Genomic DNA, 13,413 nt, shown 5'->3' on the forward strand with positions numbered 1-13,413 from the left:
CATGCTCACCGGCCTCAACCACCTGACCCTGGCCGTCACCGACCTGAACCGCAGCGTGGCGTTCTATCAAGAGCTGCTGCAACTGCGCCTTGAAGCCTCGTGGGACACCGGCGCCTATCTTTCGCTGCCGGGTTTGTGGCTGTGCCTGTCTGTTGATCCGCTGCGCAGCTCGGAACCCGCTGCCGATTACACCCATTACGCCTTCACCATCAGCGCATCGAATTTCCCGTTATTCGTCGAACGCCTGCGATCCGCCAACGTACAAGAATGGCGCGACAACCGCAGCGAAGGCGCGTCCTTCTATTTCCTCGACCCGGATGGCCACAAGCTTGAAGCCCACGTCGGAGACCTGGCGTCTCGGCTGGCAGCCTGCCGTGAACGCCCGTACGCGGGAATGAAGTTCTTCGACGATCAGTCAGTCGATATTCTCAGGACCTGATATAGACTTGCGCCCATTCACCAAATAGTTAAACGGACTTTCAATGACCCCATCGCTGCTAATGGCTGTTCTCACCTCGGGTTTTATTTATGGCATCACACCGGGGCCGGGCGTATTGGCGGTGTTCGGGATTGGCGCGGCGCGGGGACGACGGGCCGGGGCGGGGTTTCTCTGTGGGCATTTGCTGGGGGACGTGGTCTGGTGCAGCACGGCGCTGATTGCGATCGTCGGTGCACGGGAAATCGGCAGCACGGCGTTTGATGTGCTGGGCGTGCTCAGCGGGCTGTACCTGTTTTGGCTCGGTTTGCGCGCCATACGGGCGAAGCGCAGCAGCGCCGATGCCCCTCAAGGCCCGGCTCGCCAGCCCTTTTGGCACGGCATTCTGTTTGGCCTCACCAATCCCAAGGCCTACCCCGTGGCGGTGGCGACGTTCACTGCGCTGCTGTCCAGCCGTGCGGAATTGCTGCACTGGTCAATGCTGCCGTGGTTGATTGTCTTGAGCTTTGTCGGTGGCCTCATGGCCTACGCTATCCTCATTGGCATCGTCGGTGCGCGGCAAGTTCGCACCTTGTATCAGCGCCATGAACTGGCGATCACCCGGTTATGCGGGGTGATGTTTATCGGTTTCGCCATCAACGCCCTCGCTCATGCGCTGCCGGGGCTGGTGACGAACAAGGCTTGGGGTTGAGCGCACGGATGCGTCAGTTGTACTGATCGGTCAGGGAGGGTTCTTTATTGCTGCATTGTCCGGATACGCTCATCGCACTATGGCAACCAGAAATTCCGCGCCGTTGGCGAGCTACATCGATCTCTTGCTGGACGCCGTCTGTGCGGTCGATAAACAAGGTCGCTTCGTATTTGTCAGCGCGGCCTGCGAGCGTATTTTCGGCTATACCCCGAACGAGTTGATCGGCCAGCCGATGATCGACCTGGTGCATCCCGCAGATCGCCAGCGCACCCTGGACGCCGCGCGCGAGATCATAGGCGGCGAGCCCAAGCTCAACTTCGAAAACCGCTACCTGCGCAAGGACGGCGCGGTGGTGCATATCCTGTGGTCGGCGCGCTGGTCTGAAGTCGATCAGTTGCGCATTGCCGTGGCCCGGGACATCACCGAGCGCAAGCAGGCCGAGTCCCGGCAAGCGGCGTTGTACGCGATCTCCGAGGCGGCCCACGCGGCGGAAGATTTGCTGGCGTTGTTCAAGCGCATCCATTTGATCATCGGCGAATGGCTGCCGGCGCTGAATTTCTCCGTGGCACTGTATGACGAACATTGCGCGCAGCTGAATTTCCCGTACCACGTCGACGACCATGAACTGCAACCCGAGCAGCCCGGCACCATGACCGGGCGCCTCTGCGCCGAAGTGATTCGCAGCGGCCAGCCGATTTTGCTGAGCCTGGACCAGGACCCTCTACCAGAAGGGTTTGAGTTGCCGGTCACCGGGCAGGAGTCGCCTTGCTGGCTGGGTGTTCCGCTGAGTTCGCAAAATGGCACCATCGGCGCGCTCATCGTCAAAAGTGTACCGGGTGGCGAGCGCTACACCGAGCAAGACAAGGAATTGCTGCAATTCGTCTGCGCCCAGGTCGCGACCGCGATCGAGCGTAAACAATTACATGCCCGACTGCAGCGCATGGCGCAGTACGATCAACTGACCCAACTGCCCAACCGGGAGTTGCTGCGTGACCGGCTCAAAGACTCCCTCACGCTGGCGCGAGCGGGTTCCGGACGAATGGCTCTTTTGTACGTGGACCTCGACCGCTTCAAGGAAGTCAACGACACCCACGGCCATGCGGTCGGCGACATGCTGTTGCAAGCGGTCGCCAATCGGCTCAAGGGCTGCGTGCGCGAGACCGACACGGTGGCGCGCATCGGTGGGGATGAGTTTGTAGTGTTGTTGCACAGCATCCACGCGTCGGAAGATGCTGACAACGTCGCGGGAAAAATCCGTCAAGTGCTGGCGCAACCCCTGCGCCTGGACGGGCACAGCGTTAACATCCAGCCGAGTATTGGCGTTGCGCATTACCCCGAGCACGGCACCGAGGAAAAGCAGCTGTTCCGGCATGCCGATGAGGCCATGTACGCGGCCAAGCGCCAACATCACCAGCGGCTCGGCGCCTGAAAAATCGGCCACCGTTCGTCGCGGCGATTTCATTTTTTCTAAACCTTTGCGGTGATCGAAATTCAGATTCTATGCGGGCTCCTGCTCGCCGCGATCATCACCAAGAGGTAGAGAATCATGCCTAACTCAAGAAACTCGAACTCGGGAAACTTCGCCAACGATCGAACGAAGGCGTCAGAAGCCGGTCGCAAAGGTGGGAAAACTACCACCACGACTGTCGATAAAGACCCTGCGAAACCCGATATGGGCCGTAAAGGCGGTCAGAAATCGAAGTAGTCGGTGAGGGTAGTTTTGATTGAGAGGCGGGGGCGAAAGCTCCCGCTTGAATTTTTATAGAAGGAGGGCGCGACCATGAGCCGGATGGCCACCCGATTACGCACCGCTAGTTTTGTCACGTTACTGGGCCTGTTTGCCAACAGTGCCTTCGCCCAGTCGCCCGCCGAATTCATCAACGATGCGTCGGCCAAAGGCATGGCCGACATCGAAGCCAGTCGCGTGGCGCACCAGAAAACCGAATCCAAAGAGGTCAAGGACTACACCATCGTGGTCATTAATGACCGCACGACCGCCAACCAGCACCTGGCGAAAATCGCCAAGCAACTGGATTTGCCGGTTGCCCCTCGCGAAGAAGTGGTCGACAAGGCCAAAGCCTTGATGCCGGAAGTGAAAGACGGCACATCCTTTGACCAGGCGTATACCGCCAGTCAGGTGAAGACGACCCAGGAAGCCATCGAGCAGCTTCAACAGGTCGCTCAGACAACCGACGTGCCGGAAATCAAAGCCTTTGCTGAGGAAACGCTGCCAAAATTGCAAAACCATCTGCAAATGGCCAGGGCGCTTCAAGCCGGTCGATAACCCTGTTTGACGACGGATAAGGCAAACGGCGCGTGATTCACATCACGCGCCGTTTTGTTTGTGCTCAGCACTCATTCAAATCCTGTTTGCGCTTGCTCGAAGCCGCCAGCCCCGCCAGGCCATGCACTTCTTTTTCGCCCATGGCGCGATAGTGTTTACGCAGCGCCTCCAGTTGCTTGAGGTCCAGTGCCTCAAGCCCCAGCATCGCGTTCTGCGCTTCCTTGTTTACCCGCAGCAACTCATCGATTTTCAAATGCAGGATGTCGGTGTCGCGGTTCTGCGTGTTCTGGATCAGAAACACCATCAGGAACGTGATGATCGTAGTTGAGGTGTTGATGATCAGTTGCCAAGTGTCGTTGTAATCAAAAATCGGCCCGCTCATCCCCCACAGCGCAATCAGAATCAAGGCCCCCATGAACGTCTTGGGACTGCCGGCCCACAGGGCGAGTTTCTGCGAGATTTTTGCGAATTTCATTGCCGTGTTCCTTATAGGGATGCGCCTGATTTTCAGACAGCGACGGCGGGTTGAAAATTCTACTTAATAAGACCCTGTTCAATGAAAAAACGGTTTTCTGCCACGCCTCTTCTTTCCCCTTTATTGGCCTGAATCTTTCTTTGTGCCGGTTTGTGTCTAGTATCTAGAGCAGTCAATTTGCCAGCATGCAAACCACGGATCGAAACCCAGCTAAGAGGTCACTCATGGAATTCTTCGAAAAGCTCACAAGTCTAGCCGCCAAAGTTCGTTTGCAAGGCGCTGCAATCAAGACGGAAGAAGCGACCAAGAACGCGTTTGTCATGCCCTTTATCAGCACGGTGCTGGGCTACGATGTTTTCGATCCGACTGAAGTGACTCCTGAATTTGTTTGCGATATCGGAACGAAAAAGGGAGAAAAAATTGATTACGCAATCATGAAAGGCGGAGAGGTACAGATTCTTATCGAGTGCAAAAAAATAGGCGAGCCGTTGCACATAAATCACGCCTCCCAACTGTTTCGTTACTTCCATGTCACCAGTGCTCGAATCTCCATCCTGACCAACGGTCAGGTCTACAAGTTTTTCACTGACCTGGACGCGCCCAACAAGATGGATGAGAAGCCGTTTCTTGAACTCGACCTGTTGGACATCGACGAGTACTCCGTCCCAGAGTTGGTCAAGCTCACTAAATCAGCCTTCGATGTGGACTCGATCATCAGCGCCGCAGGTGAATTGAAGTACGTCAGCCAAATCAAAAAAGTCATTGCTTCGCAGGTCAGCAAACCTGATGACGACTTTGTGAAAGTGTTCGCCTCGCGTGTGTACGACGGGGTGATTACACAGAAGGTCCGTGAACAGTTCCATGAGCTAACGAGAAAGGCCGTCGTTCAGTTTCTAAACGACCAAATCAACGACAGACTCAAGTCGGCCATGAGCGGTGCTATTCAACCCGCCTTGGCCTCTTTGCCAGTTTCTTCCGGCAGTACCGAGCAGCCGGATGTGCGAGATGAGTTAGAGGACAAGGTCCTGACGACGCTGGAAGAACTGGAGGGCTACCATATCGTCCGTGCCGTGGTTCGGTCAGTTGTAGATGCCAAGCGGATTGTTCAGCGCGACACGCAGAGTTACTTCGGTATTCTGCTCGACGATAACAACCGCAAACCGATCTGCCGTCTGCACTTCAATCGGTCACAAAAATACATCGGTATTTTTGATGAGGAGAAGAACGAAACGCGGCACGCCATAAACTCGATAGACGATATCTACGAGTACTCGGATCATTTGAAGAAGACTGTTGGGTACTACGACTAACCACGTTTACTGGTATGCAAAAGAAACCGGCCCTTGAGGCCTGTTTTTGGCTGCGCGCGCCGATCGAGGTATCGTAGCGAACCGGTTGTGCGCCGCTGGCCACAACAACGCACCGACAGGAGAACGCAATGAGTTGGTCCGCCAGACAATACGTCGCTTTTGAAGATGAACGCACCCGCCCGGCCCGTGATTTGCTCGCGGCGATTCCGCCGGTGGATGCGCGCACGGCCATCGACATCGGTTGCGGCCCCGGCAATTCGACCGAGTTGCTGGTGGAGCGCTTCGCCGATGCCACGGTGCGTGGCCTGGACAGTTCGACCGATATGATCGAGGCCGCCCGCAAGCGCTTGCCTCAGGTGCAATTCGACACGGCTGACATCGATACCTGGAACGAAACGGGGCCGTTCGATGTGATTTTCGCCAACGCGGTGTTGCAGTGGGTGCCTGACCACGCGACGTTACTGCCTTCGCTGGCCGCCCGACTGACCGATGGCGGCAGCCTGGCCATTCAGATGCCCGATAACCTCAACGAACCGTCCCATCGCCTGATGCGTGAAGTCGCTGCCGATGGGCCGTGGGCCAGCAAATTGGCGGACGCAGCCGGGCAACGCACGGAAATGGCGAGTGCCAGCGATTACTACTCGATGCTGCGACCGCACTGTGCGCGAGTCGACGTGTGGCGCACCACCTACCATCACCCGCTCGCGGGCGGCGCTTCGGGTGTGGTCGAGTGGTTCAAGGGCAGCGGCTTGCGGCCGTTTCTCGATCCGCTGGATGAGGCGGAAAAAGCGCAATACCTCAAGCAGTATCAAGCTGCAGTTGAGCAAGCGTATCCGGCACTGAGCGATGGTTCGGTACTGTTGCCATTTCCGCGCTTGTTCATCGTCGCGACGCGCTAGGGCAAAAAGGGACGGATAACGCCGAACGCTATCTGTCCCTTTGTCTGGCACTCAAGTATTCAAAAATAAACGAAGCAAAGCCGAACAACCCAATCATCGAAATGATCATGATCCCCAACTCTGAATTGTCCATGTCGATCTCTAGGTGGTAGGTGAGCCTGGAGCATAAAGTATCTGCGGACAGGCCCACCGCAGCGCTACGGCTTCTTTACCGGCTTGCAGGCATCTATACGCAAACTATACGAGTACCCGGCACGACACTCAGCGTTGGGCACTGACCAGCATCATCATCGGTCGCTCCCGCTCTTCGGCCAGGGCCGGTTGTGCTGCCACCTCAGCATCAGTCGGTCCCCATTCGTTGACATGCCGGATGCTGAAACCTGCGCCAATCAGCGTATTGAGCAAAGTGCCGATGGTGCGGTGCTGTTTGATCACGCCTTCGGCCAGCCAGTTCGTCACCCGCTCACCTTCCCGTTGATAACTGTCCAGCGGCCAGCGCTTGTTTCCTTCGCCATCAATCAGCCAGCCAGGATTGCGTGGAGCCATGAAGATCGGGTGTTCGATGGAAAATACGAAGCGTGAGCCGGGTTTAAGGGCTGTTTGGATTTTGGCGAACAGGCCCGGGAGATCCTTGATGTAGTGCAGCGCCAGGGAGCTATAGACGAGGTCGAAACTGGCTGCGGGAAGGTCCAGTTGTTCCAGATCGGCGCGGGCGTACTGGATATTGGTTGTCGACGTCGTCTTGCGTGCCTGCTCCAGCATTTTTTCCGAGACGTCCAGACCGAGCACGTTGTCGGCGCCGGATTCACTGGCCCAGCGGCAGAACCAGCCGTAACCGCAGCCGAGGTCTACGACCTTCAGGCCCTGCATGGGTGGCAACATTGCTTTTAGGGCAGGCCATTCAGGGGCTGCGTCGAGGCCGCCAATGGAGCGGGGCATTTGGCTGTAGCCCTGGAAAAATGCTGGGTCGTCGTAGATGTTTTGATTCATGTTTGGGTTGCTCGGTTGAGATCGTTCACGGGCGGCACCTGATGTGCGGCCGATTGGGTTCCCTCGGAGAGTGATGGCGCGTGTTCGTCGATGGCCGCGCAGGGAAGAGGGTGGTTGAAGATAGGGAGATGCTAGCGGGTTGGGCGGGGAGGGGGAACGGGTTGAGCGTTGGGGATTTGTAAGCTCGATTTCATGACAAACCGGCGATCCATAACAATGCCAGGTAGTTAAGCGTGACACCGAACCTGTGGCAAGGGAGCTTGCTCCCGTCGGGCTGCGCAGCAGTCCTTTTTTTGGGGCCGCTTCGCGACCCAGCGGGAGCAAGCTCCCTCGCCACAGTAATACATCGCTCGTGCGATCTTTTACTGACCAATGTTAGCCGGTCATGACCCGCAAAGGGCGCCAAGAACGGCGCCCCCATTTTACGTCAGAACTATTCCGCATCCATGCGTCGAGCAATGACATCAAGCACATCGCAACCGTCGCGCAAAGGCACGCAGCACAGCAGTGCAAAGTCGCTGAGGATTACCGTATCGGTGGTAATGTCGCCTCGCATTGCGAGATTTTCGAGGATCTGCGTCACGGCCCTGATTCTGTAACTGGCGGTGCTGAGCAGTGAATGCAGGGGTTGGGTGGTGTTGACGTAGAGCGAGGGAAGATCGTCGGCGTTGCTGGTTAAAGCCATGTATTCGTTCATGAGTAGAGCTCCATTGGGTTAAGAGGTCTACCACTCAATCGTCGCCAAACGAAAAGGGTGGCAGCTGTACGCAGGTTGGCGAACCGGACAATGGACAACCCGGCAGACCCGAAGGTCTCCCGCGCACAGCCACCAAAAAGCAGGCAGCTAAGTGCTTTAAAGCGATCCGAAAACTGCTCGGAAGCTTTTGTTCATTGGATCGAGTCGCCAAACCCGAAGCGCCATTTTGGCGCCGGCTCGACTATAGGCCTCGATGCAAATGGACAGCAATGCGCAAGTCTACGGACAATTCCCACCGTCGTGTAGGACCTTGCCTTTCTGAAAGTCGGCTTCGCTAGAAGCCCCGAAAGATGGGCAATTGGTACTGAATTTGGCCGCGACCGAGACCATTAATGGATTGAGAGAAATGATGCGAGAAAGCTTGAGGCAAAAGATGATCGAGGTTTGCAACAAGAAAATGGAGCAGAAGGGGCCGACTGTCGGACTCTCGTTCTACGCTTTCTTTGCAAACAAAAATGATGATCCCGTGCTTTTAATGGAAGCCGCCCAATGGTGGATCGCTGAGCACAAGCTCGACCATTTTGAAAAGGCCGTAAAAATAAAGCAGATGGTAGAGCGGAAAGACTAGGAGCACTGGCGCAGTCTGTCCCGTCCTGGCAATGATTTACGCCTGTACGCAGATTTCTGCCACATCCTCAGCAGGAAAAATCACCTGAATCCCACCCAGAAAAAAACCGGCCATCAAGGACCGGTTTTTTGTCAGGGCTGCACGTCAGGCAACACCCGCAAGCAAACTTTCGTAAGGTATCCGCAACCCGTCGTGTAGACGTTTGATCATCGACAAGCTCAGTTTGCGCTTGCGGTTCAGCACTTCGGATACGCGCCCGCTCGTCCCAATGAAGGGTTCCAGGTCGCGAGGGGTCAGCCCTTGCTGTTCCATACGAAATTTAATGGCCTCAATCGGATCGGAGGGCGGCATTGGGTAATGCTCGTCTTCGTACTTTTCGATGAGCAGCGCCAGAATTTCCAGCTCATCACCTTCAGGCGAACCAATGTCTGCCCCCCACAGTTGCTCTATACGAGCAAATGCAGCGGTCAGATCTTCCTGGCTGCGAATCGGTTTAATGTCCATTACACGGTCTCCGCGTTGATCTGATCATATTGGGCGTGGGTGCCGACGAATCGTATGAAACCAAGCTGTCGCAGATAGTCGATTGCCAGAATCACTCGATATTTGTTGCCGCCGATGTTGAATACAACCCTGCCGCCCTTGAGGATGCTCGCCGTTCTCAGCTCCGCCTTGACCTCTTGTGGCGTGCGATAAATGGCTTTTTCCATATGTCGATACCATTCAACAAGCGGTGTTTCGGCGTCAGTGTAAGCCGGACTGCTTTCCCAGAATTCCCGCGAGGTCCCTTTTGCAATCACACGCACCGCACATCCTCCCGTTTTGGGAGATAGTGGTCTTCGCTCAAGAGAGATGCAACGTCACTGTGCCATGCCGCAATGGTTCGCAAGGGGTTTGAAACCAACTTGCAATGATGAAATCTGTTAATGAGGCAAGAAAAACGCTAACAAAACACCGGTTTTGCGCGAAAACGTTAATTTCCGCCTTCGAAACACAAACCCCAGACACAAAAAAACCGGCCATCAAGGCCGGTTTTTTCTTTACCTGCATCCCCCGTCAAAAATCAACGTGAGACAAAAATTCGATTGGAGCGGGTGAAGGGAATCGAACCCTCGTTATCAGCTTGGGAAGCTGGAGTAATGCCATTATACGACACCCGCTCAGAGCGGCTGACTTTGTACCAGATGTGCGCGTGGAAATGAAGTTTTTCTTTGTGTGCGATGCGTTTGGCGCAGGTGAAACGGTCTATCACGGGCAAGCCTCGCGCCTACAGGAATGCATTCAACACTGTAGGGCGAAGCGTGCTCGCGATGACGCTGTTTCAGATGGCCAATGCATGTTGGTCCTGGACGTAGTGGTAACGCGGTCGGCTGGCGTGTTGCGCCGGTTTCAGGAAGCCCAGCAGTGCGTTGCGGCTGTCTCGGCAGGCAGCTTTGTGCTCCATGTCGAGAAAGTGGCCGGTGGCCTGAAGGGTGCTGAACGTGGCGTTTTGCACATGGTTGGCGAACAACCGGGCGCCATCGGCGGCGGTGTATTCGTCCCATTCGCCGTTCATGAATAGCACCGGCACGTTGATTTTTTCTGCGGCTTTGAGGAAGCACTGGCGATCACTGTGCAGCAGGTCGCTGATGTGGAAGTGCATCTGCCCGTATTCATGCTCGGCCAAGGAGCTTACGTGGCGATAGTTGAAGCGCTTGAACAGCGTCGGCAAGTGTTTGCCGATGGTGCTGTTTACCAAGTTGCCGACCCGATCCCCATCCCGACTGCCGAGGTAATCAATGCCGCGCTCTAGGTAATCGAGCATGTGCGCGTTGATCTCCGGGGAGAACGAGCTGATCACGGCTTTTTCGATGCGCCGTGGCTGGTGGGCCAGGGCGACCAGGGTCGCGGCGCCGCCCCAGGAAAACGACAGCACGTGTTCGGCGGCGAAGTGGTCGATCAACTCCAGGAGGATCTGCCCTTCGACTTCCTTGGTCAGCAATTTCTCATGCAGGTTGTGCGCTTTTGACTTGCCCGCGTAGGGCTGGTCGTAGCAGACCACATTGAACTGCGGATGAAGATTTTTCACGGTTTGTGCAAACGACGCAGTCGTGGCCATCGAGCCGTTGACCAGGATGATGGTCTTCTCTGCGGCGTCTGCGCGATAGAACTCCGTGTAAACCCGATACTGACCCTGTATATCCAGCACAGCGATTTCTGGCCTCATGTCATCAGACTCCAAGCAAGCGGGTATGCGCGCAAATGAGATTGCACGAGCTTTGTGACAGGTAGGCATACGCCTGAAATTTGGAGGCCCATGTCGATCCAGTGCAGTCCGGTCGACGGGTATTGTTATTGGCGGGCAGTCTGCCGGTCTGAGGCGGAACCTGAGGGTTCTCTAACCGGCAAAAAGTTTCTTAGAAGTATGTTGTGACTCGTCGGTCACATTTCGGCCGACGTCCTGATTCAAGCAGGGGTCACGTCTTCGCGCAAGTGTCATTCGTAAATTGTTCGACAACTTCTGCTGAGCGGTAGGCTGCTTAGATCAAATGGATCTCTTCGGTGCGCAATGCGCGGTACTCGCCCGGTTTTAGCGCGTTATCGAGCACCAGCGGGCCCATGCTTTCGCGGTGCAGGCTCAATACTTTGTTGTCGAAGTGGCCGAACATCCGCTTCACCTGGTGATACCGGCCTTCGATGATGCTCAGACGCGCCGCTTTCGGCCCGAGCACGATCAGTTCGGCCGGTTGTGTGGTGAGGTCTTCGAACGCGAAGTACAGACCTTCGGCAAATTTCAATGCGTATTGCGGGCCAATCTCCTGCTCGGTCTCGACGTAATAGACCTTGGGCAGTTTGGTCTGCGGTTGGGTCAGGCGCCGCGACCAGCTGCCGTCGTTGGTGATCAGCATCAAGCCGGTGGTGTTGAAATCCAGGCGACCGGCGATGTGCAGGTCATCGCGGTCCGGCTCATGGATCAGGTCGAGCACGGTCGGGTGCTCCGGGTCGCGGGTGGCGCTGACGCAGCCGGGCGGTTTGTGCAGCATGAAGTAGCGTGCAGGTTTGCCGACCTGCAGGACTTCGTCATCGACCTCGACGCGGCTGAACTCGAGTACTTCGGCATGCGGGTCGCTGACGATTTTTCCGTCGACACGAACGCGCTTTTCCACCAGCAACAGGCGCACCTGCTTACGGTTGAAGCGCGGCAGGTTGCTGAGGAAACGGTCAACGCGCATGGCTGGGGATCAGTCGGAAAAGGGCCGCGTATCTTACGTGATCGGCCGGGCGGTTGCTTACAACTGCGCCTCGACCTCGGCGCAACGCGGGCACAGGCAGGATTTGTCGCGCAGTTCTGCCGGCAGCGCTTCGAGCACCGCCGGGTCGATACTGACGCCAAAGCACCAGCACGCCTGATCGATGGTGCGCGGGTCGGCGAGGGTGCAGGCGTTGGAGGCGCCGCAGGCGGGGCATTGGTCAGGCTTGTTCATGCAGAATTATTCATAACGGGAGTGAGGCATTTCCACGCAGGTTCGGTTTCGGCCGGCCTGTTTGGCCCGGTACATCGCATGATCGGCCCGGGAGAGCAGGGTGTGCAAGGTTTCATCGACCTGCAAGGTGGTGAGGCCGATGCTCACTGTCAGCTGCAGTTCCTTGTTGTCGTAGGCATAACGCTGTTGCTCGACATGTTGACGAATTTTCTCGGCGATCATCAGACCTGTCTCACCGTCGGTGTCCTTGAGCAACACGATGAACTCTTCTCCCCCCCAGCGGCAGACGATGTCGGAGTGCCGCAGGCAACTCTCCAGATCCCGCGCGAAGCCGATCAGCACCTGATCGCCGGCCAGGTGACCGTAGGTGTCGTTCAAGACCTTGAAGTGGTCCAGATCCAGCAATAACGCGGTCAGCGGCTTGGGCTCGCGCTCGGCTTCGAGCATGGCTTGTGCCGCCAAGAGGTCGAAACCACGACGATTCGGCAGTTCGGTCAGGCTGTCGAGCGTCGCTTGCGCCTGGATCTTGCCCTGGTAGCGCTTGATCACGCGGTTGAGCAAGGCCAGCACGATCAGCGTGACGAGCAGGCAGATCAGCAGGTTGAGGTACAGCGACTGGCGGATTTCGCTGAGGGCGCCGTCTTCGCGCTTGTCGACAAACAGGTACCAGTTCAGCTCGGGAATGAACCGCACGTTGAGGAAATGTCCCTGGCCGTGGACGGAATATTCGTAGCTGCCGCTGTGGGGTTTGGGCAGCTGGCTGACCAGGTCCTTCATGTTGTCGAGTTCGCCGAGCTTCTGGCCGATGTGCGCGCCTTGCGGGCCGCCCTCGGCACCGGTCAGCACCAGGCGGCCGAAGTTGTCGACGAAGTACACGCTGCGCTGGTAACGCTGCTGGTATTTGTCGATCAGCTTGATCACCGCATCGACCGTCAGCCCAACGCCGGCGGCGCCGATGAAACGGTTGTTGTAGTCGTAGACCTTGTAGTTGATGAAGAAGGTCTGGTTGTCCTTGTTGGCAAGGTCGGGGTCGACATTGATCTCGTAGGGATCGGCCATGTCGCGGACGCGGAAATACCAGGCATCGCGAGGTTCCGTGGACTTGACCTGTTTGAGGACGCCCTTGGCGTGGTAGTAGGTGAGGCTGGTGTTGGAGACAAAAAATGCCGTGTAGGCGCCGTAGTGGGTCATGACCTCGTTGAGGTAGCGGGTCATTTTCTCGGGGTCTTGCTCGCCGTTTACCACCCAGTCCCGCATGAAGGTGTCGCGGGACATCATCGAGGAAATCAGGATCGGTCTGACGAGGTCTTTCTGGATTTCCGAGTAGACCGTGTCCGAGGTCAGCGGCAGCTCGGTGTTGACGATGCTGTCGCGGATGGAGGCTCGCGAGGCGTAGTAACTCAGGAAGGAGGTCGCGAGAAAGCCTGCGCCCAGCAACGCAATAAGCGTAAGGACCAACGAACGTTGCGAATACAGCGGCGAGCGAAGCGGCATGACGATCCCGTTGGCAGTGACCCGATGGCACGCATTCTAATGGCA

The 13,413-nt window shown here is 56.8% G+C and carries 17 protein-coding genes and 1 tRNA gene; 8 read left to right on the top strand and 10 right to left on the bottom strand.

The window, feature by feature from the left end; genetic code table 11:
- Position 1 precedes the first annotated feature (1 nt).
- The 5 genes from fos (at position 2) to ACA068_RS07675 (ending at position 3,411) form a co-directional block, all read left to right on the top strand.
- Positions 2-439, top strand: a complete 438-nt coding sequence (fos, locus tag ACA068_RS07655) for a fosfomycin resistance glutathione transferase (protein ID WP_497308856.1) — start codon at positions 2-4, stop codon at positions 437-439.
- A gap of 43 nt (positions 440-482) precedes the next feature.
- Entirely contained in the window at positions 483-1,127 is a 645-nt protein-coding gene (locus ACA068_RS07660) for a LysE family translocator (RefSeq protein WP_497308858.1), read from the top strand.
- 79 nt (positions 1,128-1,206) lie between these two features.
- Positions 1,207-2,556: a sensor domain-containing protein gene (locus ACA068_RS07665; RefSeq protein ID WP_497308860.1), complete on the top strand. Its 1,350-nt coding sequence runs from the start codon at positions 1,207-1,209 to the stop codon at positions 2,554-2,556.
- A gap of 117 nt (positions 2,557-2,673) precedes the next feature.
- Positions 2,674-2,832, top strand: coding sequence for a KGG domain-containing protein (locus ACA068_RS07670; RefSeq protein WP_010462447.1), 159 nt, complete (start codon positions 2,674-2,676; stop codon positions 2,830-2,832).
- Positions 2,833-2,907: 75 nt separating this feature from the next.
- A complete protein-coding gene (locus tag ACA068_RS07675) occupies positions 2,908-3,411 on the top strand; it encodes a DUF4142 domain-containing protein (RefSeq protein WP_497308862.1) in 504 nt (167 codons plus the stop codon).
- A 64-nt stretch (positions 3,412-3,475) separates the two neighbouring features.
- Here the strand turns inward: ACA068_RS07675 and ACA068_RS07680 are convergent, their stop codons facing one another.
- Positions 3,476-3,886, bottom strand: coding sequence for a low affinity iron permease family protein (locus ACA068_RS07680; RefSeq protein WP_497308864.1), 411 nt, complete (start codon positions 3,884-3,886; stop codon positions 3,476-3,478).
- A gap of 224 nt (positions 3,887-4,110) precedes the next feature.
- Here ACA068_RS07680 and ACA068_RS07685 point away from each other — a divergent pair, with 224 nt between their 5' ends.
- Both ACA068_RS07685 and tam read left to right on the top strand, forming a co-directional pair.
- Positions 4,111-5,196: a type I restriction endonuclease gene (locus ACA068_RS07685; RefSeq protein WP_497308866.1), complete on the top strand. Its 1,086-nt coding sequence runs from the start codon at positions 4,111-4,113 to the stop codon at positions 5,194-5,196.
- A 128-nt stretch (positions 5,197-5,324) separates the two neighbouring features.
- Entirely contained in the window at positions 5,325-6,095 is a 771-nt protein-coding gene (tam, locus tag ACA068_RS07690; protein ID WP_497308868.1) for a trans-aconitate 2-methyltransferase, read from the top strand.
- A 261-nt stretch (positions 6,096-6,356) separates the two neighbouring features.
- Here tam and ACA068_RS07695 read toward each other — a convergent pair whose 3' ends face one another.
- Both ACA068_RS07695 and ACA068_RS07700 read right to left on the bottom strand, forming a co-directional pair.
- The gene (locus ACA068_RS07695; RefSeq protein WP_497308870.1) at positions 6,357-7,085 is read right to left on the bottom strand and encodes a class I SAM-dependent methyltransferase; all 729 of its coding nucleotides are present in this window, start codon (positions 7,083-7,085) and stop codon (positions 6,357-6,359) included.
- 433 nt (positions 7,086-7,518) lie between these two features.
- Complete coding sequence (locus tag ACA068_RS07700) at positions 7,519-7,782, bottom strand: short-chain dehydrogenase (RefSeq protein WP_497308872.1); 264 nt, start codon at positions 7,780-7,782, stop codon at positions 7,519-7,521.
- Positions 7,783-8,188: 406 nt separating this feature from the next.
- On the opposite strand from ACA068_RS07700, the gene ACA068_RS07705 reads away from it, so the two are divergent.
- Positions 8,189-8,410, top strand: coding sequence for a DUF6500 family protein (locus ACA068_RS07705; protein WP_497308874.1), 222 nt, complete (start codon positions 8,189-8,191; stop codon positions 8,408-8,410).
- A gap of 144 nt (positions 8,411-8,554) precedes the next feature.
- Here ACA068_RS07705 and ACA068_RS07710 read toward each other — a convergent pair whose 3' ends face one another.
- The 7 genes from ACA068_RS07710 to ACA068_RS07740 form a co-directional block, all read right to left on the bottom strand.
- The gene (locus ACA068_RS07710; RefSeq protein ID WP_010462431.1) at positions 8,555-8,914 is read right to left on the bottom strand and encodes a helix-turn-helix domain-containing protein; all 360 of its coding nucleotides are present in this window, start codon (positions 8,912-8,914) and stop codon (positions 8,555-8,557) included.
- On the bottom strand, positions 8,914-9,216 hold the full coding sequence (locus ACA068_RS07715; RefSeq protein ID WP_497308876.1) for a type II toxin-antitoxin system HigB family toxin: 303 nt from the start codon (positions 9,214-9,216) through the stop codon (positions 8,914-8,916). The genes ACA068_RS07710 and ACA068_RS07715 overlap by 1 nt, the downstream gene beginning before the upstream one ends.
- Before the next feature lie 280 nt (positions 9,217-9,496).
- A tRNA-Gly gene (locus ACA068_RS07720) sits at positions 9,497-9,570 on the bottom strand.
- A gap of 161 nt (positions 9,571-9,731) precedes the next feature.
- On the bottom strand, positions 9,732-10,616 hold the full coding sequence (locus ACA068_RS07725; RefSeq protein ID WP_497308878.1) for an alpha/beta fold hydrolase: 885 nt from the start codon (positions 10,614-10,616) through the stop codon (positions 9,732-9,734).
- 313 nt (positions 10,617-10,929) lie between these two features.
- Entirely contained in the window at positions 10,930-11,622 is a 693-nt protein-coding gene (locus ACA068_RS07730) for a pseudouridine synthase (protein ID WP_497308880.1), read from the bottom strand.
- Positions 11,623-11,679: 57 nt separating this feature from the next.
- Entirely contained in the window at positions 11,680-11,874 is a 195-nt protein-coding gene (locus ACA068_RS07735) for a cysteine-rich CWC family protein (protein WP_497308882.1), read from the bottom strand.
- Positions 11,875-11,880: 6 nt separating this feature from the next.
- Entirely contained in the window at positions 11,881-13,368 is a 1,488-nt protein-coding gene (locus ACA068_RS07740) for a sensor domain-containing diguanylate cyclase (RefSeq protein WP_497308884.1), read from the bottom strand.
- Positions 13,369-13,413: the final 45 nt, after the last annotated feature.

The sequence above is a fragment of the Pseudomonas sp. LBUM1660 genome, assembly GCF_059695935.1.